This window comes from Streptomyces sp. Tu 3180, assembly GCF_009852415.1.
GTDB lineage: Bacteria > Actinomycetota > Actinomycetes > Streptomycetales > Streptomycetaceae > Streptomyces.
On sequence record NZ_WOXS01000002.1, the window covers coordinates 603795 to 628259 of the forward strand.

The following is a 24465-nucleotide window of genomic DNA, read 5'->3' on the forward strand; positions in this document are numbered from 1 at the left end:
TCGGGAGGGCGGCGGGGTCCTCATGCGTCTCCCAGCTCGCGGTCGATCAGGTCGAAGAGGTCGCCCGGTGTCTCGACCCCGGCGAGTTCCTCGTCCTCCTCCACCGGGGCGGGGGCGGGGGCCGCGGGGACCGGTCCGCCCTGCCAGCGGGAGAGCAGCTCCCGCAGCCGGGCGGTGACCCGCTCGCGGTCCTCGCCGTCGACGGACGCGTCCCGCAGGGCGTTCTCCAGGCGGTCCACCTCACCGAGCAGGGCCTGTGCGGTGCCGGGCGGCTCGGGCAGGCCGAGGGCGTCCAGCAGGTGCCGGGCCTGGGCGAGCGGCGTCGGGTGGTCGAAGACCAGCGTGGCGGGCAGCCGCAGGCCGGTGACCGCGCCGAGCCGGTTGCGCAGTTCGACCGCGGTGAGGGAGTCGAAGCCGAGTTCCTTGAAGGTCTGGTCGGGTTCCATCGCGTCGGCCGATCCGTGTCCGAGGACGGCGGCGGCCTGTTCGGCCACCACGTCGAGGAGCAGCTGCTCGCGGTCCGCGGCGGACAGCGGGGCCAGCCGCTCGGCCAGGCCCGGTCCGGCCACCGGAGCGGCCCCGGCCGCCGGGGCGGCGTCGGCGCGGCGGCGGACGGGCGCGCGGACCAGGCCGCGCAGTAGGACCGGCAGGACGTCGTGGTGCTCGCGCAGGGCGGCGGCGTCGAGGTCCATCGGCAGCAGGGCGGCCCGGTCGGAGGCCGACGCGGCGTCCAGCAGGCGCATGCCGCGCTCCGGGCCGAGCGGCACCATGCCGGTGCGGGCGTGCCGTTCCCGGTCGGCGTCGGTGAGTTCGCCGGTCATGCCCGCGTCCGGCAGCCAGGTGCCCCAGGCGAGCGAGACGGCCGGCAGGCCGAGGGCGCGCCGGTGGTGGGCGAAGGCGTCCAGGAAGGCGTTGGCGGCGGAGTAGTTGGCCTGCCCGGCGCCGCCGAAGGTGCCGGCGACGGAGGAGAAGACCACGAACCGGGCCAGGTCCAGGTCGCGGGTCAGCTCGTGCAGGGCGACGACGGCGTCGGCCTTGGGCCGCAGCGCCTCGGCGAGCCGGGCGGGCGTCATCGAGGAGAGGACGCCGTCGGCGAGGACGCCGGCGGTGTGCACGACCGCGGTCAGGGGCCGGTCGGCGGGGACGGTCGCGAGGAGCGAGGCGAGCGCGGCGCGGTCGGCGACGTCGCAGGCGGCGACGGTCACCTCGGCGCCCAGGGCGGCGAGTTCGGCGCGCAGGCCGGCCGCGCCGGGGGTGTCCGGGCCGCGCCGCCCGGCGATCAGCAGGTGCCTGACGCCGTGCTCGGCGACCAGGTGCCGGGCGGTGGCGCGGCCCAGACCGCCGAGGCCGCCGGTGAGCAGCACGGTGCCGTCGGGGTCGGGGGCGGCCGGCACGGTGAGGACGACCTTGCCGACGTGCTTGGCCTGGCTGAGGTACCGGAACGCCTCGGGGGCGCGGCGCACGTCCCACACGGTCATCGGCAGCGGCTCGAGCACCCCCCGGTCGAACAGCTCCGCCAGCTCGCGCAGGATCTCGCCGATCCGGTCGGGTCCGGCCTCGACCAGGTCGAAGGCGCGGTAGCGGACGCCGGGGTGGTCGGCGGCGACCGCGGCCGGGTCGCGGACGTCGGTCTTGCCCATCTCCAGGAAGCGTCCGCCGCGCGGCAGCAGCCGCAGGGAGGCGTCCACGAACTCCCCGGCCAGGGAGTCGAGGACCACGTCGACGCCGCGGCCTTCCGTGGCGGTGCGCAGCCGCTCCTCGAAGCCGAGGTCGCGGGAGGAGGCGAGGTGGCCGTCGTCGAGGCCGGCGGCGCGCAGCGCGTCCCACTTGGCCGGGGACGCGGTGCCGTAGACCTCGGCGCCGAGGTGGCGGGCGAGCTGGACGGCGGCGGAGCCGACACCGCCGGCCGCGGCGTGCACGAGGACGCTCTCGCCGGGTTCCAGGGCGGCGAGGTCGACGAGGCCGTAGTAGGCGGTGAGGTGGGCGATCGGGACGGTGGCGGCCTCCGCGAAGCTCCAGCCCTTCGGAACGGGCGCGACCATGCGCTCGTCGGCGACGGCGACCGGTCCGAAGGCGCCCGCGAACATGCCCATCACACGGTCGCCGGGGGCGACGGAGGTCACGTCGGCGCCGGTCTCGGTGACCACGCCGGCGCCCTCCAGACCGATGGCGGTGGCGTCGCCCGGGTACATGCCGAGCGCGGTGAGGACGTCGCGGAAGTTCACGCCGCAGGCACGCATCGAGATGCGCACCTCGCGCGGGCCGAGCGGGGCGGCGGCCTCCGGGCAGGGGGTGAGCCGCAGGCCCTCCAGGGTGCCCTTGCGCTCGACGCCGAGCCGCCACGGCCCGGTGCCGGGCGGTGGGACGAGGGACCGGTCGGCGGCCAGCGGCACCACCTTCGGCGCGGTCACCGAGCCGTCGTGCAGGGCCAGTTCGAACGCGGTGTCGCCGAGCGCGCCGGGCAGCGCGGCGGCGGAGGCGGCGGTGCCGTCGGTGTCGACGAGGACCAGGCGTCCGGGGTTCTCCGTGCGGGCGGAGCGCACCAGGCCCCAGACGGCGGCCTGGGCCGGGTCCACGGGCCGGGGCCCGGCGGGCACGGCGCCGCGGGTGACGACGGCGAGGCGCGCCGCGGCGAACGCCGGGTCGTCCAGCCACCGCCGGAGGAACGCCAGCACCTCGGCGGTGAGGTCCCGTGCCCGCCGCGCCGGGTCGCCGACGGGCCCGCCGGCGGCCGGGACGGCGTACAGCACGGTGTCCGGGACGAGGGCGGCGTCGGCGAGGGCGTCCGGGCCGGGTACGACGGTGACGGCGTGCCCGGCCTCGCGCAGGGCCGCGGCCAGGTCCCGGGCCTCCGCGGAGCCGATCACCACCCAGTCGGCCGGAGCGGGCGCGCCGGAGGGGGTCACCGGCTGCCAGTCCACTTCGTACAGGCCCCGGCGGCCGGGGCCGCCGACGGTGGACCCGTGGACGTCGCCGGTGAGTTCGCGCAGGGTGAGCGAGCCGACGGAGGCGACGGGGCGGCCGGCCGGGTCGGCGAGTTCGAGGGCGACGGACTCCGGGCCCCGCTGGACCATGCGCACCCGCAGGGCGGAGGCGCCGACGGCGTCCAGCCGGACGTCGTTCCAGGAGAACGGGAGCCGTCCGGCGTCCTCCATCGGCACGAACATCACGGCGTGCAGGGCGGCGTCGAGCAGCGCCGGGTGCAGGTCGAAGGCGTCGGCGGCGGGGTCGGCGCCGTCGGGCAGGCGGACCTCGGCGAAGACCTCCTCGCCGCGCGTCCACACCCGGGTCAGCCCCTGGAAGAGCGGGCCGTAGAGGTGGCCGCGGTCGGCGAACGCCTCGTAGAAGCCGTCCAGCGGCACCTCCTCGCCGTCCCGGGGAGGCCAGGCGGTGAAGTCGTACGACGGTGCGGGGAAGGGGCCGGCGGAGGCCGGTCCGGTGGCGGTGAGCAGGCCGCTGACGTGCAGCGTCCACGGGGCGTCGGGGTCGGCGTCGTCCGGGCGGCCGTGCACGGTCAGCGCCCGGGCGCCGCCGGCGTCGGGCGCCTCGACGCGGACCTGCACCTGGACTCCGCCGTGGGCGGGCAGGGCGAGCGGGGTCAGGATGGTCAGCTCGGCGACGTGCTCGCAGCCGGTCCGCGCCCCGGCGTGCAGGGCGAGGTCGAGGAAGCCGGTGGCCGGGAACAGGGCGGTGCCGGTGAGGGCGTGCTCCTTCAGCCAGGGGCTGGAGTGCAGGGACAGGCGGCCGGTGAACAGGTGGGTGTCGCCGTCCGCGAGGGCGACGGCCGCGCCCAGCAGCGGGTGGCTGCTGGTGCCGAGGCCGGCGGCGGTGACGTCGCCGAGCGGGGCGGGCGGGCGCGGCCAGAACCGGCGGCGCTGGAAGGGGTAGGTGGGCAGCTGCACGACGCGGGCGCCGGTGCCGTCGAAGAGGCGGGGCCAGTCGACGTCCACGCCCTTGGCGAAGGCGCGGGCGAGGGCGTCGAGCAGGGCGTCGGCCTCGTCGCGGTCCTTGCGCAGCGACGGGACGAACAGGAGGTCGCCGGTGTCCTCGGCGAGGCAGTTCTGGGCGAGGGCGGTCAGGGTGCCGTCGGGGCCGATCTCCCAGAACCGGTCGGCTCCGTGCGCGGCGAGCCAGGCGACGCCGTCGTGGAAGCGGACCGCCTCGCGGACGTGGCGGACCCAGTACTCGGGGTCCTGCAGTTCGCCGGGGGCGGCGGCCCGCCCGGTGACGTGGGAGATCACGGCCATCCGGGGCGGGGCGTAGGCGATGCCGGCGGCGACCTCGCGGAAGGCGTCGAGCATGGGGTCCATCAGCGGCGAGTGGAAGGCGTGGCTGACGCGCAGCCGGGTGGTGCGGCGGCCGCCTGCGGCGAGTTCGGCGGCCACCTCGGCGACCGCGGCCTCGGCGCCCGAGATGACGACGGCGCGCGGCCCGTTGACGGCGGCGATGCCCGCGTCGGCGCGGCCGGCGAGCAGCGGCAGCACCTCGTCCTCGGCCGCCTCGACGGCGAACATCGCGCCGCCCGGAGGGAGTTCCTGCATGAGCCGGCCGCGGGCGGCGACCAGGGCGCAGGCGTCCGGCAGGGACATGACGCCGGCCACGTGGGCGGCGGCGATCTCGCCGACGGAGTGGCCGGCGACGAAGTCGGGCCGGACGCCCCAGGCTTCGAGGAGGCGGTAGAGCGCGACCTCGACGGCGAACAGGGCGGGCTGCGCCCATCGGGTCTGGTCGATCCGCTCGGCGTCGTCGCCGAGGACGACGGCGCGCAGGTCGTCGCCGAGGTGGGCGCAGACGGCGTCGAAGGCGTCGGCGAACACCGGGAAGGCGGCGTGCAGTTCGCGGCCCATGCCGGGGCGCTGGGAGCCCTGTCCGGAGAAGAGGAAGGCGGTCTTCCCTTCGCCGCGGTGGGTGCCCGTGACGGTGTGCGGTCCCCTCTCGCCGTCGGCGAGGAGCCGCAGTCCGTCGGTGAGGGCGGCGCGGTCGGCGCCGAGCACGACGGCCCGGTGTTCGAAGGCGGTGCGGGTCGCGGTCAGGGACAGGCCGAGGTCGGCCGCGGTGTGGCCGGGGTTCCGCCCGGCGTGGGCGAGGAGCTGGGCGGCCTGGGCGCGCAGCGCGTCGCGGCTGCGGGCGCTGAGGACCCAGGGCAGGGTGCCGTGGGCGGCGGCCGGGCCCTCGGCCGTGTCGGCGGCGGGCTGGGCGGGGGCGGGTTGTTCGGGTGCGGCCTCGAGGACGACGTGCGCGTTGGTGCCGCTGATCCCGAAGGACGACACCCCCGCGCGCCGTGGCCGGTCCCCGGGCACGGTCCACTCCCGCGCCCCGGTCAGCAGCTCGACCGCGCCCTGGTCCCAGTCCACGTGCGAGGACGGCGCGTCCACGTGCAGCGTCGCCGGCAGCACACCGTGCCGCATCGCCAGCACCATCTTCATCACGCCCGCCACACCGGCACCCGCCTGCGTGTGACCGATGTTGGACTTCACCGACCCCAAATACAGCGGACGCTCCGCGTCGTGCTCCCGCCCGTAGGTGGCGAGCAGGGCCTGCGCCTCGATCGGGTCGCCCAGCCGCGTGCCCGTGCCGTGCGCCTCCACCGCGTCCACCTCCGCCGCCGACAGCCCCGCGTCCGCGAGCGCGGCCCGGATCACCCGCTGCTGGGAGGGGCCGTTGGGCGCGCTCAGCCCGTTGGACGCGCCGTCCTGGTTCACCGCCGAGCCGCGCACCACCGCCAGCACCGGGTGCCCCTTGGCGCGCGCGTCCGACAGCCGCTCCACCAGCAGCAGACCGCCGCCCTCGGAGAACCCGGTCCCGTCCGCCGCGTCCGCGAACGCCTTGCACCGGCCGTCCGCCGCCAGCCCCTGCTGCCGGCTGAAGTCCACGAACAGACCCGGCGTCGACATCACGGTGATGCCGCCCGCCAGGGCCAGGTCGCACTCCCCCGCGCGCAGCGACCGCACGGCCAGGTGCAGGGCCACCAGGGACGCGGAGCAGGCGGTGTCGACGGTGACCGCCGGACCCTCCAGGCCGAAGGTGTACGACAGCCGGCCGGAGACGACGCTGGCGGCGTTGCCGGTCAGCATGTAGCCCTCGAAGTCCTCGCCGGACGCGGCCAGCATGCCGGTGTAGTCCTGGCCGTTGGTGCCGGCGAAGACGCCGGTGCGGCTGCCGCGCAGCGCGCGCGGGTCGATCCCGGCCCGCTCGAACGTCTCCCACGCCATCTCCAGCAGCAGCCGCTGCTGCGGGTCCATGGCGAGGGCCTCCCGCGGCGAGATGTTGAAGAAGGCCGGGTCGAAGGCGGCGGCGTCGCTGAGGAAGCCGCCGGTGCGGGTGGCGACGGTGCCCGCCCTGCCGGGCTCCGGGTCGAAGAGGGCGCCGAGGTCCCAGCCGCGGTCCTCGGGGAAGGGCACCAGGGCCTCCTCGCCGGCCAGCAGCATGTCCCACAGCTGTTCGGGGGTGTGCACGCCGCCGGGGAAGCGGCAGCCCATGGCCACGACGGCGATGGGGTCCTCCGCGGCGGGGGCGCGGTGGACGGCGTCGGCCGCGGCCGGGGCGACGGTGTCGCCGGTGCCCGTGTCCGCGGCGATCCGGGCGAGCAGGAAGCCGGCCAGGTCCCGGCAGGTGGGGTGGTCGAAGACGAGCGTGCTGGGCAGGCGCAGGCCGGTGATGCGGCTCATGCCGTTGCGCAGTTCGACCGCGCTGAGCGAGTCGATGCCCAGGTCGGTGAAGGGCCGGGCGGGGTCGACCGCGTCGGCGGAGGGGTGGCCGAGGACGCCGGCGACATGGCCCCGCACGACGTCCAGGACGGCGTCCGCCCGCTCGTACTCGGGCAGGGCGTTCACATGGGCGTGGAGCGAGGAGATCCCGGCGGTGCCGGGTCCGGAGTCGTGGTGGGCGGCGTCCAGGGCCCGGCGGGCGGCGGGCAGTTCGTCCAGCAGGTGGCTGGGCCGGGGCGCGGTGAACGAGGGCGCGTAGGTGTCCCAGCGCAGGTCGGTCACGACGACGTGGGTGTCGCCGAGGTCGAGGGCCCGGCCGAGGGCCCGGCAGGCGGTGCCGGTGTCCATGGGGTGGACGCCGTGGCGGCGCATGCGTCCGCCCGCCGCGTCGCCGACCATGCCGCCGTCGGCCCACAGGCCCCAGGAGACGGCCGTGGCGGGCAGGCCCGCGGCCCGGCGTTCGGCGGCGAGGGCGTCGAGGTAGGCGTTGCCCGGGGCGTAGTTGCCGAGTCCGGCGCCGCCGAGGACGCCGGCGGTGGAGGAGAACAGGACGAAGGCGGACAGGTCCAGGTCGCGGGTGAGGTCGTGCAGGACGCGGGCGGCGGTGGCCTTGCCGTGCAGGACGCCGGCCATCCGCTCGGGGGTGAGGGAGTCGATCACGCCGTCGTCGAGGACGCCCGCCGCGTGGAAGACGGCGTCCAGTGGCTGGTCGGCCGGCAGGCCGGCGAGCAGTTCGGCGAGGGCGGTGCGGTCGGCGGCGTCGCAGGCGGCGAGGGTGACGTCGACGCCGCGGGCGGCGAGTTCGTCGCGCAGTTCGGTGGCGCCGGGCGCGTCGGCTCCGCGGCGGCCGGCCAGCACCAGGCGGGTGGCGCCGCGCTCGGCGAGCCAGCGGGCGACGTGCCGGCCGAGGGCTCCGGTGCCGCCGGTGACCAGGACGGTGCCGCCCGGCCGCCAGGGCTCGGCCGGTTCGGCGGTGCCGGGGGCGTGCACCAGGCGGCGGCCGAAGGCGCCGGCCGCGCGCAGCGCGATCTGGTCCTCCCGGCCCGGGTCGGCGAGGAGGGCGGCCAGCCGGGTGCCGGTGCGCGCGTCGAGGTCGGCGGGCAGGTCGATCAGGCCGCCCCAGCGGTCGGAGTGTTCCAGGGCGGCGACCCGGCCGAAGCCCCAGACCAGGGCCTGGGCGGGTACGGGGGCGGGGTCGGCGGTGCCGACCGCGACCGCGCCGCGGGTGGCGCACCACAGGGGGGCGCCGGCACCGAGGTCGCCGAGGGCCTGCACGAGGGCGAGGGTCGTGGCGAGACCGACGGGGACGCCCGGGAGGCCGGGGTGGTCGCGGGTGTCGAGGGCGAGCAGGGACAGCACTCCGGCGGGCCGGTCGGTGTCGTCGGCGGTGCCGGCCGCGAGCAGGGCGGCGATCGCGGCGCGGTCGGGTGCGCCGTCGGGCAGGGCGATCCGGCGGACGGTACGGGCGCCGCCCGCGGTGAGGGCGTCGGCGACGTGGTCGGCGGTGGCGTCCTGCCCGGCCTCGGCGGCGGGGGCGAGGAGCAGCCAGGTGCCGGTGAGGGCGGCGGCGCCGAGGGGGAGGGGGCTGAAGGAGACGGCGTAGCGCAGGGCGTCGGCACCGGCGCGTTCGCGTCCGGCGCGCCGCCACCGGGACAGTGCGGGCACCAGGCTGCTCAGCGGGGCGTCGGCGGTCAGGCCGAGGGTGTCGGCGAGGCCCTGCGGGTCCTCCTGTTCCACGCTCTCCCAGAAGCGGGCCTCGACGGGGTCGGCGTCCGGGGAGCCGCCCGCGGCGTCGGCCGCGGCGCCCTCGCGCACGGCGGGCCAGTAGCGGCGGTGCTCGAAGGGGTAGGTGGGCAGGTCGGTGCGGACGGCGCCGGTGCCGGCGAACACGGTGGCGAAGTCGACGTCCACGCCGTGCAGGTGGGCTTCGGTGAGCGCGGTGAGGAACTGGCGCAGGCCGCCCTGGTCCCGGCGGAGCGAGCCGAGGACGGCGCCGTCGACGCCGGCCGCGTCGAGGCTGTCGCGCAGTCCGACGGCGAGCACCGGGTGCGGGCCGACCTCGATGAAGGTGCGGTGGCCGGCGGCGATCAGGCCGCGCACGGCTTCCTCGAAGCGGACGGTCTCCCGCAGGTTGGTGTACCAGTAGCCGGCGTCCAGGGCGGTGGTGTCCAGCCAGTCGCCGGTCAGGGAGGAGCGGAAGGGGATCTCGCTCTCGCGGGGCTCGATGCCGGCCAGGGCGTCCCGGACGGTGTCCTCGATCTGCTCGACCTGCGGGGAGTGCGAGCCGTAGTCGACGTTGACCTTGCGGGCGCGCACGCCGTCCGCGACGAGCGCGGCGTGCATCTCCTCCAGCGCGCCGGCCTCGCCGGAGACGACAGAGGAGGACGGGCCGTTGACGGCGGCCAGGGCGAGACGGCCGTGCCAGGGAGCCAGGCGGGCGCGGGTGTCGTCGGCGCTCAGCGGCACGGACATCATGCCGCCGGTGCCGGCGATGCGGGTCAGGGCGCGGCTGCGCAGGGCGACGACGCGGGCACCGTCCTCCAGGGACAGCGCGCCGGCCGCGCAGGCGGCGGCGATCTCGCCCTGGGAGTGGCCGACCACGGCGGCGGGGCGGATCCCGTGGGCCCGCCACAGGGCGGCGGTGGAGACCATCACGGCCCACAGGGCGGGCTGGACGACGTCGACGCGGCCGAGGTCGGCGGCGTCCTCGTCGCCGCGCAGCACGGCGCTCAGCGACCAGTCGACGTACGGGGCGAGGGCCTGCTCGCAACGCTCGATCCACTGGGCGAACTCCGGTGACCCGGCGAGGAGTTCGCGGCCCATGCCCGCCCACTGGGCGCCCTGGCCGGGGAAGACGAGGACGGGCTCGGCACCGCCCGGCACGGCGTCGGCGAGCAGGGCGGGCGCGGTGAGCGGCCCGTCGGCCGCCAGCGCGGCGAGCGTCTCGTCGAGGCCGCCGGCGCCGTCGGCGAGGACGGCGGCCCGGTGGGTGAAGGCGGCGCGGCCCACGGCGAGGGTGTAGGCGAGGTCGGTGAGCGGGGTGCCGGGCCGGGTGCGCAGGTGGGTGCGGAGCCGGGCGGCCTGCGCGCGCAGCGCGGCGGGGGTGCGGGCGGACAGCAGGACGGGGACGGCGGGCAGTTCGGTCGTGGCGGGCGGCCGCGCGCTCGCGTCGTCGGGGGCCTGCTCGACGATGACGTGGGCGTTGGTGCCGCTCATGCCGAACGAGGACACGCCGGCGCGGCGGGGGCGGCCGGTGTCGGGCCAGGGCCGTTCCTCGGTGAGGAGTTCGACGCGGCCGGCGCTCCAGTCGACGTGCGGGGTGGGGTTCTCGGCGTACAGGGTGCGGGGCAGGACGCCCTCGCGCAGCGCCGTCACCATCTTGATGACGCCTCCGACGCCGGCGGCGGCCTGGCTGTGCCCGATGTTCGACTTCAGCGAGCCGATCCACAGCGGGCGGTCCTCGGCGCGGCCTTGGCCGTAGGCGGCGATGAGGGCCTGTGCCTCGATGGGGTCGCCGAGGGTGGTGCCGGTGCCGTGCGCCTCGACGGCGTCCACGTCCTGCGGGGTCAGGCCGGCGGCGGCGAGGGCCTGGCGGATGACGCGCTGCTGCGAGGGGCCGTTGGGGGCGGTCAGGCCGTTGGAGGCGCCGTCCTGGTTGAGGGCGCTGCCGCGGATGACGGCGAGGACCTGGTGGCCGTTGCGCCGGGCGTCGGAGAGCCGTTCGAGGACGACCACGCCGACGCCCTCGGCCCAGCTGGCGCCGTCGGCGTCCGCGGAGAAGGGCTTGCAGCGGCCGTCGGGGGCGAGGGCGCGCTGGCGGCTGAACTCGATGAGGGAGCCCGGCGTCGACATCACGGTGACGCCGCCGGCCAGGGCGAGCGAGCACTCGCCCTGGCGCAGGGACTGCGCGGCGAGGTGCAGGGCGACCAGGGAGGAGGAGCAGGCGGTGTCGACGGAGACGGCCGGGCCCTCCAGGCCGAGGGCGTAGGAGATGCGGCCGGACAGGACGCTGGGCGAGTTGCCGGTGCCGACGTAGCCCTCGAAGTTGTCGTCGGAGGCGGCGAGGATGGTGACGTAGTCCTGGTAGGTGACGCCGGCGAAGACGCCGGTGTCGGAGCCGCGGGCGCCGGCCGGGTCGACGCCGGCCCGCTCCAGGGCCTCCCAGGAGACCTCGAGCAGCAGGCGCTGCTGCGGGTCCATGGCGAGGGCCTCGCGCGGGGAGATGCCGAAGAAGGCGGGGTCGAAGCGGCTTGCGTCGTGCAGGAAGCCGCCCTCACGGGTGTAGACGGTGCCGGGGTGGTCGGGGTCGGGGTGGTGGAGCCGCTCGGGGTTCCAGTTGCGGTCGGTGGGCAGCGGCGAGATGCCGTCCGCTCCGGCGCGCACCAGGTCCCACAGGTCCTCGGGGCTGTTGACGCCGCCGGGGTAGCGGCAGGCCATGCCGACGACGGCGATCGGGTCGTCGTCGACGGGGCGCCGGGCCGTGACCGCGGGGGTGTCCGCGCTCGCGGTGCCGAAGAGGTCGTCGGCGAGGTGTGCGGCGAGCGCGGCGGGGGTGGGGTGGTCGAAGACGAGGGTGGCGGGCAGGGTGACGCCGAGGGCGGCGCTGAGGCCGTTGCGCAGTTCCACGGCGGTGAGCGAGGTCAGGCCGAGGTCGGTGAAGGGCCGGGCGGGCTCGATCTCGTCGGCGCCGGCGTGGCCGAGGACGGCCGCGGTGCGGTCGCGGACGGTGGCGAGCAGGGTGCGGGCGCGTTCGGCGGCGGGCCTGGCGGCCAGCCGTTCCAGCGGGCTGCCGGCGGGCCGGGGGCGGGCGGCGGCGCGGCGGCGGGCGGGTTCGGCCGCCGGGGCCGGCTCCCGCGTGGTGGCCGTGGTGGCGGACGTGACGCCGGGTACCGGGCGCAGCAGCAGCGAGCCGATCTGCAGGACGGGGTCGCCGACCGCGTCGGCCGCGGTCAGGGCGAGGGTGTCGGGGCCGGTGCGCTCGAGCCGGACCCGCAGGGTGGTGGCGCCGGTGGCGTGGAGGCGGACGGTTCCGGCGGAGAACAGCACGCGTCCGTCACCGAGGCCGTCGAACACGCCGAGGCCCAGCGGGTGCAGGGCGGCGTCCAGGAGGGCCGGGTGCAGGTCGTGGCGGGCGGCCTCGTCGGCGGCCGAGGCGGGCAGGGCGACCTCCGCGTACACCGCCGTGTCGTCCCGCCAGGCGGCCAGCAGTCCCTGGAAGACGGGCCCGTGGTCCAGACCGGCCTCGCGCAGCCGCGGGTACAGGCCGTCGGTGGACAGCTCCTGCGCTCCGGGCGGGGGCCAGGCCGTGAGGTCGTGGACGGGGGCGGATCCGGCGTCGGTGCCGGCGGTGAGGACGCCGCCCGCGTGCCGGGTCCAGCCGGCGGTGGCGTCGGCGGCGGCGCGGGCGTACACGCCGAAGGGGCGGTCGCCGCGGGCGTCGGGGGCCTCGACGCGGATCTGCAGGGCGACGCCGCCGTGCTCGGGCAGCGGCAGCGGGCTCTCCAGGACCAGTTCGCGGACCTGGGGCCGGCCCGTGACGGCACCGGCGTGCAGGGCCAGGTCGAGGAAGGCGGTGCTCGGCAGGACGGCGGTTCCGCCGAGCCGGTGCGCGGCGAGCCAGCCGTTGCCGTCGGCGGTCAGCCGGCCGGTCAACAGCAGGGTGTCGTCGGCCGCGGACGGGACGACCGCGGCGAGCAGCGGGTGGTCGGCGGCGACGAGTCCGGCGGCGGCCGGGTCGCCGGCCGCGGCGGTGGGCTCGATCCAGTACGGGCGGTGCTGGAAGGCGTAGGTGGGCAGTTCCACCGGGCGGGAGCCGGGGGCGGTGGCGGCGAGCAGGGCGTGCCAGTCGACCGGGACGCCCCGGGTGTGCAGGGCGCCGGCGGCCGTCAGCAGGGTCTCGGTCTCGTCCCGGTCCTCGCGCAGCGCGGGCACGGCGAGCGGGGCGGTGCCCTGCCAGGCGGTCTGGGCGAGGGCGGTCAGGGTGGCGTCGGGCCCGAGTTCCACGAGGTGGGCGGTGCCCAGCTCCTCGAGGGCGGCGACGGCGTCGGCGAAGCGCACGGTGTGCCGGACGTGCCGTACCCAGTACTCGGGGACGGTCAGTTCGCCGGGGGCGGCGGGCCGGCCGGTGAGGCCGGAGACGAGCGGGACGCGCGGTTCGGCGTACGCGACGGTGCCGGCGACCGCGCGGAAGTCGTCGAGCATCGCCTCCATGTGCGGCGAGTGGAAGGCGTGGCCGACGCGGAGCCTTCTCGTCCTGCGGCCCAGCGCGGCGAAGTGGCCGGCGACGGCGTCGGCCGCGTCCGCGTCCCCGGCGACCACGACCGAGCGGGGACCGTTGACGGCGGCGAGCGACAGGGCGTCCTCGCGGCCGGCGAGCAGCGGCAGCACCTCCTCCTCGGCGGCCTCCACGGCGATCATGGCGCCGCCCTCGGGCAGGGCCTGCATCAGCCGGCCGCGGGCGGCGACCAGACGGCACGCGTCGGGCAGGGAGAACACCCCGGCCACGTGGGCGGCGGCCAGCTCGCCGACGGAGTGGCCGATGAGGTGGGTGGGCCGTACGCCGAAGGACTCCAGCAGCCGGTGGAGGGCGACCTCGACGGCGAACAGGGCCGGCTGGGCGTACTCGGTGCGGTTCAGGACGCCGGCGTCGGCGTCCGCCATGACCTCGGCGAGCGGACGCGGCAGCAGGCCGTCGAAGTGCCCGCACACGCTGTCGAGGGCATCGGCGTAGGCCGGGAAGGCGTCGTACAGGGCGCGGCCCATGCCGGGGCGCTGGGTGCCCTGTCCGGCGAAGAGGAAGGCCGTGTCGCCCCGGGTGAGGGTGTCACCGGTGACGACGCCGGGGGCGTTCCGGCCCTCGGCGAGCGCGGCGAGGGCGGTCAGCAGCGCGTCGCGGCCGGTGCCGGTGACGACGGCGCGGTGCTCCAGGTGAGCCCGGGTGAGCGCCAGGGCGTGGGCCACGTCCGCCGGGTGCGGTCCGGGGCGGTCCTCCAGGTGGGCGAGGAGCCGGGCCGCCTGGTCGCGCAGCGCGGCCGGGCTGCCCGCGGACAGCGCCCACGGGACGGCGCGTTCGGTGCGCCCGGCGGGGCGGGCCGGGGCGGCGGGCCCGGCGGGCGGTTCGGCGACGATGACGTGGGCGTTGGTGCCGGAGACGCCGAAGGCGGAGACACCGGCGCGTCGGGGGCGGTCGCCGGCGGGCCAGGCGACGGGTTCGTCCAGCAGCCGGACGTGCCCGGCGGACCAGTCGACGCGCGAGGAGGGCCGCTCGGCGTGCAGGGTGCGCGGGAGGGTGTTCTCCCGCAGGGCGAGGACCATCTTGATGAGGCCGACGGCTCCGGCGGCGGCCTGGGTGTGGCCGAGGTTGGACTTGGCGGAGCCCAGCCACAGCGGGCGGTCCGCGGGCCGGTCCTGGCCGTAGGCGGCCAGGACCGCCTGCGCCTCGATGGGGTCGCCGAGGGTGGTGCCGGTGCCGTGCGCCTCCACCGCGTCCACGTCGGCCGGGGAGAGCCCGGCCGACGCCAGGGCCTGGCGGATGACGCGCTGCTGCGAGGGTCCGTTGGGGGCGGTCAGACCGTTGGAGGCGCCGTCCTGGTTGACGGCGGTGCCCTCGACGACGGCGAGGACCGGGTGGCCGTTGCGGCGCGCGTCGGAGAGCCGTTCGACGACCAGGACGCCGACGCCCTCGGCCCAGCCGGTGCCGTCGGCGTCGTCGGAGAACGCCTTGCAGCGGCCGTCGGGGGCGAGGCCGCCCTGGAGGCTGAACTCGACGAACGCCCCCGGGTCGGCCATGACGGTGACGCCGCCGGCCAGGGCGAGGTCGCACTCGCCGGAGCGCAGCGACTGCACGGCGAGGTGCAGGGCGACCAGCGAGGAGGAGCAGGCCGTGTCGACGGTGACGGCCGGGCCCTCGAGGCCGAGGGTGTAGGCGACGCGGCCGGAGATCACGCTGCCGGCCTGGCCGGTGAGCAGGTGCCCGCCGAGTCCTTCGGGGACCTCGGTGAGACCGGTGGCGTAGCCGGAGCTGCCGGCGCCGACGAAGACGCCGGTGCGGGAGCCCTTCAGCGCGGTGGGGGCGACGCCGGCGCGCTCCAGCGCCTCCCAGGAGGTCTCCAGGAAGAGCCGCTGCTGCGGGTCGAGGGCCCGGGCCTCGCGGGGACTGATGCCGAAGAACGCGGCGTCGAACGCGGAGGCGTCGGCGAGGAATCCGCCGCGGCGGGTGTCGCTGGCCTCCAGCAGGGCCGCGAGGTCCCAGCCGCGGTCCCGGGGGAACCCGCCGACGGCGTCGCCGCCGGACGCCAGCAGCTCCCACAGCCGGTCGGGGCCGTCGACGCCGCCGGGCAGCCGGCAGCCCATGCCGACGATGACGACCGGGTCGGTGCCGGTGGCCGCCGGGGCCGTCTCCGACCGCTGCTCCCCCGTCCCGTACATCCGGTCGCGCAGGTGGGCGGCGACGGCGGCCGGGGTCGGGTGGTCGAAGACGAGGGTGGTGGGCAGGGCGACGCCGGTCTCGGCGGTGAGGTCGTCGCGCAGTTCGACGGCGGTGAGCGAGTCGAAGCCCATGTCGCGGAAGGCACGCCCCTCGGCGACGGCGGCCGGGTCGGCGTGGCCGAGCGCGACGGCGGCGCGGCGGCGCACCAGCTCCAGCAGGACGGCGTCACGCTCCTCGGCGGACAGCGGGTCGAGCCGGTCGCGCAGTGCGCCGCCCGCGGTGGTGGCGGACGCGGTGGCGACGGGGCCGGTGGCGGCCGGCGCGGCGGCCCCGGGCAGGCCGGCGAGCAGGGGGCTCGGGCGGCCGGTGGTGAACGCGGGCGCGAACCGGGCCCAGTCGACGTCGGCGACGACGACGGCGGTGTCGCGGGCGGCGAGTGCGCGGCCGAGCGCGGTGAGCGCCGCGTCGGGGTCGAGCGGGCGCAGCCCGCGGCGGCGCAGCGTCTCCTGCGCCCGCGGGCCGGCGGCCATGCCGGTGCCGTCCCAGGGGCCCCAGGCGACGGCGGTGCCGGGCAGACCCCGGGCGCGGCGGCGCTCCACCAGGGCGTCGAGGTGGGCGTTGGCGGCGGCGTACGCGGCCTGTCCGCCGCTGCCCCACACACCGGCGACGGAGGAGAACACGACGAACGCCGACAGGTCGCTGTCACGGGTGAGGGCGTCGAGGTGGTCGGCCGCGTCGGCCTTGGCGCGCAGGACGGCGGCGAGCCGGTCCGGCGTGCAGCCGGTGATCACGTCGTCGTCGAGGACGCCGGCGGCGTGCACCACGGCGTCGACGGGGTGCGCGGCCAGCAGCCGGGCGACGGCGTCGCGGTCGCCCGTGTCGCAGGCGACGACGGTGACCTTCGCGCCGAGCCGGGCGAGGTCGGCGCGCAGGGTGTCGGCACCGGGCGCGTCGGGCCCGCGACGGCTGGTGAGGACCAGCTCGCGGGCGCCGCGTTCGACGACCCAGCGGGCGACGCGGGAGCCGAGGGCACCGGTGCCGCCGGTGACGAGGACGCGCCGGGGCGCGGTCCACTCCTCGGTCGCGGCGGGCGCCGGAGCGGGGACGAGGCGGCGGGCGTGGGCGGTGCCGCCGCGGACGGCGACCTGGTCCTCGGTCCGGGCGACCAGGACGGCGGAGGCGCGGGCGAGGGCACGGCGGTCCGGCCGGGCGGGCAGGTCGAGCAGCCCGCCCCAGCGGTCGGGGTGCTCCAGCGCGGCGACCCGCCCGAGCCCCCACACGGCGGCGGCGGCCGGCTCGACCACGGCCTCCGTACCACCGCCGACGGCGACGGCACCGTTGGTCAGCAGCCACAGCGGCGCGGTGAGCCCGGCGTCGCCGTGGGCCTGCACGACGGCCAGGGCCGCACCGACGCCGGGCAGGCAGGAGAGCACGCCGGCGACCGGGTCACCCTCGGCGGCCTCGGCGAGCAGCCCGGCCAGCACGGTCCGGTCGGCCTCCGCGGGGCAGGCCAGGCGCTCGATCCGGGGCAGGAACTCCTCGATGCCGCTGAGCGCACGGTCGTCCCCGGCCCCGGCCTGGAGCAGCAGCCACCGTCGGGTGTCCGGACCGTTCTGGGCGGCGGCGCCGTCGAGGCGCTGCCAGCGGATGCGGTAGCGCCAGGAGTCGGCGGTGAGCCGTTCCGTCGTGGCGCGCCGCCAGGAGGACAGCGCCGGCAGCACGGTGCCGAGGGTGGTGTCGTCCAGGTGCAGCGCGTCGGCGAGTTCGCGGGTGTCACCGCGCTCGACGGCCTGCCAGAAGGCGTCCTCGGCGGGCCCGGCGGACGCCGCGGTCCCGGCCGCCCGGTCGTCGGCACGGCGCGGTTCGGGCCAGTACCAGCGGCGCTGGAACGCGTAGGTGGGCAGCGGGACGATGCCGGCGGCTTCGGCGGCACCGAACACCGCGGCCCAGTCCACCCGCGCGCCCGTCGTGTGCAGGGTCGCGAGGGCGGCGGTCAGGGCGTCCGCCTCGGACCGGTCCTTGCGCTGCACGGCCACGCAGACCGGGTCGCCGGCGTCGCCGAGGACGGAGCGGGTGAGGGCGGTGAGGGTGGCGTCGGGGCCGACCTCCACGAACCGGGTGACGCCCTCCGCCGCGAGGGTGGTGACGCCGTCGGCGAACCGGACCGCCTCACGGACGTGGCGCACCCAGTACTCGGCGGTGGTCAGCTCGTCGTCCGTCGCGAGCCGGCCGGTGACGTGGGAGACGACCGGGAGGGCGGGGGCGGTGTAGGTGATGCCCTCGGCGACCCGGCGGAAGGCGTCCAGCATCGGTTCCATCAGGGGTGAGTGGAAGGCGTGCGACACGCGCAGGCGGGTGGTGCGGCGGCCCTGTGCGGCCAGCGCGGCGGCCACCTCGGACACGGCCCCTTCGTCGCCCGCGATCACCACGGCGCGGGGGCCGTTGACCGCGGCCACCGACGCCTCGCGCCCCTTGAGCAGGGGCAGCACCTCGTCCTCGGCGGCCTCCACCGCCACCATCGCCCCGCCCGACGGCAGCGCCTGCATGAGCCGGCCCCGCGCTGCCACGAGCGTGCAGGCGTCCTCCAGGGACAGCACCCCGGCCACGTGCGCGGCCGCGATCTCGCCGATGGAGTGCCCGCCGACGAAGTCCGGGCGCACGCCCCAGGACTCCAGCAGCCGGAACAACGCCACCTCGACCGCGAACAGGGCGGGCTGCGTCCACTCCGTACGCGCCAGACGCTCCGCGTCACCGCCGAAGACGACGTCCCTCAGCTCGCCGCCGACGTGCGCGCACACCGCGTCGAAGGCCTCCGCGAACACCGGGAACGCCGCATACAGCTCCCGCCCCATACCGGGGCGCTGCGCCCCCTGACCCGAGAACAGGAACGCCGTGCGGCCCTCGGTGACGGTGCCGACGGTGACCTGGGCAGTGGGTTCACCGGCTGCCAACTCGGCCAGACCGGTCAGCAGTTCCTCGCGGGAACGGCCTCGCACGACGGCGCGGTTCTCGAAGGGGGTACGGGTGGTGGCCAGCGCCGAGGCGATCCGCAGTGAGTCGGCATCGGGGGCCGAGCGTACGGCGTCGAGCAGCCGGGCGGCCTGCGCGCGCAGCGCATCGGCACCGCGCCCGGACAGCGCCCAGGGGATCACGGGCAGGACCGCGAGGTCGGCCGGGGCGGTCGTCTCCTGCGGGGCTTGTTCGAGGATGACGTGGGCGTTGGTGCCGCTCAGCCCGAAGGAGGAGACACCTGCCCTGCGGGGCCGGTCGACCGACGGCCACTCCTGGCGCTCGGTGACCAGTCGCACGGCGCCCGCCGACCAGTCCACCCGCGAGGACGGCGCATCCACGTGCAGCGTCGCCGGCAGCACACCGCGCCGCAGCGCCTCCACCATCTTGATCACACCGGCCACCCCCGCCGCCGCCTGCGTGTGACCCAGGTTCGACTTCACCGACCCCAGCCACAAAGGGCGCTCGCGGTCCTGGCCGTAGGTGGCCAGCAGCGCCTGCGCCTCGATCGGATCCCCCAGCCGGGTCCCCGTCCCGTGCGCCTCCACCGCGTCCACGTCCGCCGCCGACACCCCCGCGTCCGCCAGCGCCGCGCGGATCACCCGCTGCTGCGACGGACCGTTCGGCGCCGTCAACCCGTTCGACGCACCGTCCTGGTTCACCGCCGAACCCCGCACCACCGCCAGCACCCGACGACCGTTCGCCTGCGCGTCGGACAGCCGCTCCACCAGCAGCACACCGACACCCTCACCCCACCCGGTCCCGTCCGCCCCCTCCGCGAACGCCTTGCACCGGCCGTCCCCCGCCAGACCCCCCTGACGGGCGAACTCCACGAAGGCACCCGGCGTCGACATCACCGTCACCCCGCCCGCCAGCGCCAGATCGCACTCCCCCCGCCGCAGCGACTGCACCGCCAGATGCAACGCCACCAACGACGACGAGCACGCCGTGTCCACCGTGACCGCCGGCCCCTCCAGCCCCAGCACATAGGCCAGACGACCGGACATCACACTCGCCGCGTTGCCCGTGCCCACGTACCCGCCGAAGTCACCCTCCGCCACACCCAACAAGGCCGGATAGTCCTGCCCGTTGGTCCCCGCGAACACCCCCACCCGAGCCCCGCGCAACGACCCCGGATCGACACCCGCCCGCTCCACCGCCTCCCACGACGACTCCAGCAACAACCGCTGCTGCGGATCCATCGCCACCGCCTCACGCGGCGAGATCCCGAAGAACTCCGCGTCGAAGGCGCCGACGCCGTCGAGGAAGCCTCCGCTCGCGGTGTGGGCGGCGTAGGGGTTGTCCGGATCGGGGTTGAAGAGCCGGTCGAGGTCCCAGCCGCGGTCGGCGGGGAAGTCGGTGATGCCGTCGCGCCCTTCCTCCAGCAGCGCCCACAGGCTCTCCGGAGAGTCGACACCGCCGGGGAAACGGCAGGCCATCCCGACGATCGCCACCGGCTCGTCGGTGACGGTGACCGCGGCGGCGGTCGTCGCGGCGGTGCCGGTGCCGCCGAAGAGCTCGTCGTGGAGGTGGGCGGCGAGGGCCCGCGGGGTCGGGTGGTCGAACACCACCGTCGTCGGGAGGGCGAGACCGCACGCGGCGGCGAGGGTGTTGCGCAGCTCGACCGCGATCAGCGAGTCGACGCCCAGGTCGCGGAACGCCCGCTCCGCACCGACCTGTTCGATCCCGGCGTAGCCGAGGGCGGCGGCGGCACGGGTGCGCACTTCGGCCAGCAGCTCGTGCTGACGCCGTTCGGGGGCCAGGCCGGCGAGGCGGTCACGCAGACCGTTCGGGGCCGGGGTGGTGCGGGCCCCGGCCGGGCTGCCGTAGACCTCGGTGAGCAGCGGGCTGGGGCGGACGGCGGTGAAGGCGGCCCCGAAGCGGTCCCAGTCCACGTCGGCGACCAGCGGCGCGGCGTGGTCCCCGGCGGCGTGGAGGGCGAGGGCCTCCAGGGCCCGGTCGGGGTCGAGCAGGCCGACGCCGCCGCGCACCTGGCGGCCTTCGGCGTCGGCGTCGGCGTCGGCCACCATGCCGCCGCCGGCCCAGGGCCCCCACGCGATGGACGTGGCGGGCAGGCCCTCGGCCCGCCGCCGCTCGGCGAGGGCGTCCAGCAGGGCGTTGGCGGCGGCGTAGTTGCCCTGCCCGGCGGAGCCGACGGTGCCCGCGAAGGAGGAGAACAGGACGAAGGCGGACAGGTCGCGGTCGCGGGTCAGTTCGTCGAGGTGCCGCGCCCCCGTGGTCTTGGCCGCGAACACGGAGCGGAAGGCGCGCGGGTCGAGGCCGTCGAGCACTCCGTCGTCGAGGACGCCGGCCGTGTGGACCACGGCGTCCACCGGGTGTGTGTCGAGCAGCTCCCGGGCGGCCTCACGATCCGTCAGATCCATTGCTATGAAAGTGACTTCGGCTCCCAGACGGCGCAGGTCCTCGGCGAGGGCCTGCGCACCCGGCGCCTGTGCGCCTCGTCGGCTGACGAGGAGGAGGTGCGCGGCTCCCCGTCGCGCGGCCCAGCGGGCCACCCGGGCCCCCAGGGCACCGGTGCCGCCGGTCACCAGGACGGTTCCGGCGGGCCGCCAGGCCGCATCCGCGGACGGGGTTGCGGGGGCCAGTCGGCGGGCGAAGGCGCCGTCGGCGCGGACGGCGATCTGGTCCTCGCGCGGGTGGAGGTCCGCCATGCCGTCGGCGAGCAGGGCGACGAGCCGCGCCGCGGAGCGCTGGTCCAGGGTCGGCGGAAGGTCGGCGAGCCCGCCCCAGCGGTCGGGGTGCTCCAGGGCGGCGACGCGGCCCAGGCCCCAGACGGCGGCCTGCGCGGGATCGGGTGCCGCATCGTTCGCCTCGGCGGCGACGGCACCGCGCGTGAGCGCCCACAGCGGAGCGTCGACACGGACGTCGCCGAGGGCCTGGAGAAGCAGTGCGGTGGCGGGCACGCCCGCGGGCACGTCGTCCACCGAGCCGCTGAGCGCCGACGCGGAGAGGACCGCGGTGACCGGTCCGTCCTCGACCGCGGCGGCGATACGGCGGGCGAGCTCGGCCCGCGTGTCGAGGTGGTGGTGGTCCACGGTGACCACTTCGGCGCCCGCGTCGCGCAGCGCGGTGGTCAGCGCGCCGCCCCATCCGTCGTCGCCGTCGAGGGACGCGGGCCGGACGAGCAGCCAGCGGCCGGACAGCCGCGCCGTTTCCGGCAGCCCCTGGACCGGGACCCAGATGACGTGGTGATGCGACCCGGAAGGGACGAGGGCGGCGCCGTCCTCGGCGTACGAGCGCTCCAGCCAGTAGCGGTCGCGGCGGAAGGCGTAGGTCGGCAGGTCGACGACGCGCCCGCCCGGGAGGAGCGCGGGCCACGACACCGCCGCTCCGTGCAGGTGCAGGCGGGCGAAGGCACCGATCAGGTTGTGCGCTTCGGTGCCCTGCTTGCGCTGGGCGGGCAGGAAGAGCAGCCCGCGGTCCTCGGGCACGCAGGTGCGGGCCAGGGCGGTGAGGGTGGCGTCGGGGCCGACCTCCACGAACCGGGTGACGCCCTCCGCCGCCAGGGCGGCGACGCCGTCGGCGAACCGGACCGCCTCACGCACGTGGCGCACCCAGTACTCGGCGGTGGTCAACTCGTCGTCCGTCGCGAGCCGGCCGGTGACGTGGGAGACGACCGGGAGGGCCGGGGCGGTGTAGGTGATGCCCTCGGCGACTTGGCGGAAGGCGTCCAGCATCGGCTCCATCAGCGGCGAGTGGAAGGCGTGCGACACGCGCAGGCGGGTGGTGCGGCGGCCCTGTGCGGCCAGCTCCGCGGCCACCTCCGACACGGCCGCCCCGGCGCCGGAGATCACCACCGCTCGGGGGCCGTTGACCGCCGCCACCGCCACCTCACGCCCGTCCAGCAGCGGGACGATCTCGCCCTCGGCGGCCTCCACCGCCACCATCGCCCCGCCCGGCGGCAGCGCCTGCATCAACCGGCCCCGCGCGCTCACCAGCGCACACGCGTCCTCCAGGGACAGCACCCCCGCCACGTGCGCGGCCGCGATCTCACCGACCGAATGCCCGCCCACGAAGTCCGGGCGCACCCCCCAGGACTCCAGCAGCCGGAACAACGCCACCTCGACCGCGAACAACGCCGGCTGCGTCCACTCCGTGCGTGCCAGGCGCTCCGCGTCACCGCCGAAGACGACGTCCCTCAGCTCGCCGCCGACGTGCGCGCACACCGCGTCGAAGGCCTCCGCGAACACCGGGAACGCCGCGTACAGCTCCCGCCCCATCCCCGCACGCTGCGCCCCCTGACCCGAGAACAGGAACGCGACCTTGCCCTCGTCCCGGGCGGTGTCGGTGAAGACGTCCGCAGCGGCTTCGCCGCGGGCCAGCGCCCCGACGGCGGCGAGGAGTTCGGACCGGTCGGCCCCCAGGACCGCGGCGCGGTACGGGTGCGCGGTACGGGTGGTGGCGAGGGACGCGGCCAGGTCGTAGGGGTCGGTGTCCGGCCGGGTGGCGAGGTGGTCGGCCAGGCGGCGGGCCTGGGTGCGCAGGGACTCCTCGTCGCGGGCGGACAGGACCCAGGGCAGTACCGGAAGGCTCGCGCGGGGAGTCCGGTCGGTCCCTTCGGTCCCGTCCGTCTCCCCGGCCGTCGGCTGAGGGGCCTGTTCGACGATGACGTGGGCGTTGGTGCCGGAGACACCGAACGCGGACACGCCGACGCGGCGCGGGTGGTCGGTCTCCGGCCAGTCGTGCGCGTCGGTGAGGAGCCGGACGTGGCCGGCGGTCCAGTCGACGTGGCTGGAGGGCCGCTCGGCGTGCAGGGTGGGGGGCAGTACGCCGTGGCGCAGGGCGAGGACGGACTTGATGACGCCGACGACGCCGGCGGCGGCCTGGGTGTGGCCGAGGTTGGACTTGGCCGAGCCGAGCAGCAGGGGGCGGTCGGCGGGGCGGCCCTGGCCGTAGGTGGCCAGCAGTGCCTGGGCCTCGATCGGGTCGCCGAGCGCGGTGCCGGTGCCGTGGGCCTCGACGGCGTCGATCTCGGTGGCGGACAGTTTGGCGTTGGCCAGGGCGGCGAGGATGACACGCTGCTGGGACAGGCCGTTGGGGGCGGTCAGGCCGTTGGAGGCGCCGTCCTGGTTGACGGCGCTGCCGCGGACGACGGCGAGCACGGGATGGTTGTTGCGGCGCGCGTCGGAAAGACGCTCCACGACGAGGATGCCGGCGCCCTCGGCCCAGCCGGTGCCGTCGGCGTCGTCGGAGAACGCCTTGCAGCGGCCGTCGCCGGCGAGGCCGCCCTGCCGGGCGAACTCGGTGAACGCGCCGGGGCCGGACATGACGGTGACACCGCCGACGACCGCGAGGGAGCACTCGCCGGACCGCAGTGACTGGGCCGCCAGGTGGAGGGCGACCAGCGAGGAGGAGCAGGCGGTGTCGACGGTGACGGCGGGTCCCTCCAGGCCGAGGGTGTAGGCGACGCGGCCGGAGAGGACGGACATGGAGTTGCCGGTGAGGAGGTGACCGCGGACGTCCTCGGGCACCTCGGTCAGGCCGGAGGTGTAGCCCTGGTCGCTGCAGCCGACGAAGACGCCGGAACGGCTGCCGCGCAGGGTGGCCGGGTCGATGCCGGCGCGTTCGAGGGACTCCCAGACCACTTCGAGCAGCAGGCGCTGCTGCGGGTCCATGGCGAGGGCCTCGCGCGGGGAGATGCCGAAGAAGGCGGGGTCGAAGCGGTCCGCGTCGCGGAGGAAGCCGCCCCGGCGGTGGCCGGAGCCGGTGCCGGGGACGGTGGGCCAGCCGCGGTCGGTGGGCCATTCCGTCACCGCGTCGGTTCCGGAGACCAGCAGGTCCCAGAAGTCGTCCGGGGTGCGCACGTCTCCGGGCAGCCGGCAGCTCATGCCGATGATGGCGATGGGCTCCTGCTCACGGGCCTCCAGCTGCCGCAGCCTGCGGCGTGTGGTGTGGAGATCGACGGTGACCCGCTTGAGGTAGTCCCGAAGCTGCGCTTCCTTCGTCATGGACTGCCCCCATGCTGTTCGGTTCGGTGACGGAAGGGGTGGTGCCGCGCGGAGGCCCGGGTGCCGGGCCGGGGAGCCCGGTGGGGCCCGGCCGGTGGCGATCTCCTCGTGCGGTGGGGACAGCATGACCCGCGCGGTCACCCGATTCCGGCCCCCGGCGGGGTTGTTTGGGGAAACCCTTGAAATCGTCCGCGGTTCGGCGTTCGCGCAGGCCGGGGCGTCGGCCGGCCCACGGCCGCGTCGCTCCGCGGCCGTACGCGCGCACGGAGGCGGGGCCGGGTCCGTCGCCGTCGGGGCGGGGGTCACGCGTCCGGGGAGGCCGGCCGCAGCAGTCACGGCCGGCCCGGTGCCC

At 77.0% G+C, this 24465-nt stretch carries 1 protein-coding gene; it reads right to left on the reverse strand.

Annotation, left to right across the window (positions count from 1 at the left end; all coding sequences use genetic code 11):
- Positions 1 to 20: 20 nt before the first annotated feature.
- Complete coding sequence (locus GL259_RS39275) at positions 21 to 24113, reverse strand: type I polyketide synthase (protein ID WP_159529183.1); 24093 nt, start codon at positions 24111 to 24113, stop codon at positions 21 to 23.
- Positions 24114 to 24465 lie beyond the last annotated feature (352 nt).

Bases quoted from the DNA above. Each gene is read 5' to 3' on its own strand.
- GL259_RS39275 (WP_159529183.1), bottom strand. From the start codon at position 24,113: ATGACGAAGGAAGCGCAGCTTCGGGACTACCTCAAGCGGGTCACCGTC.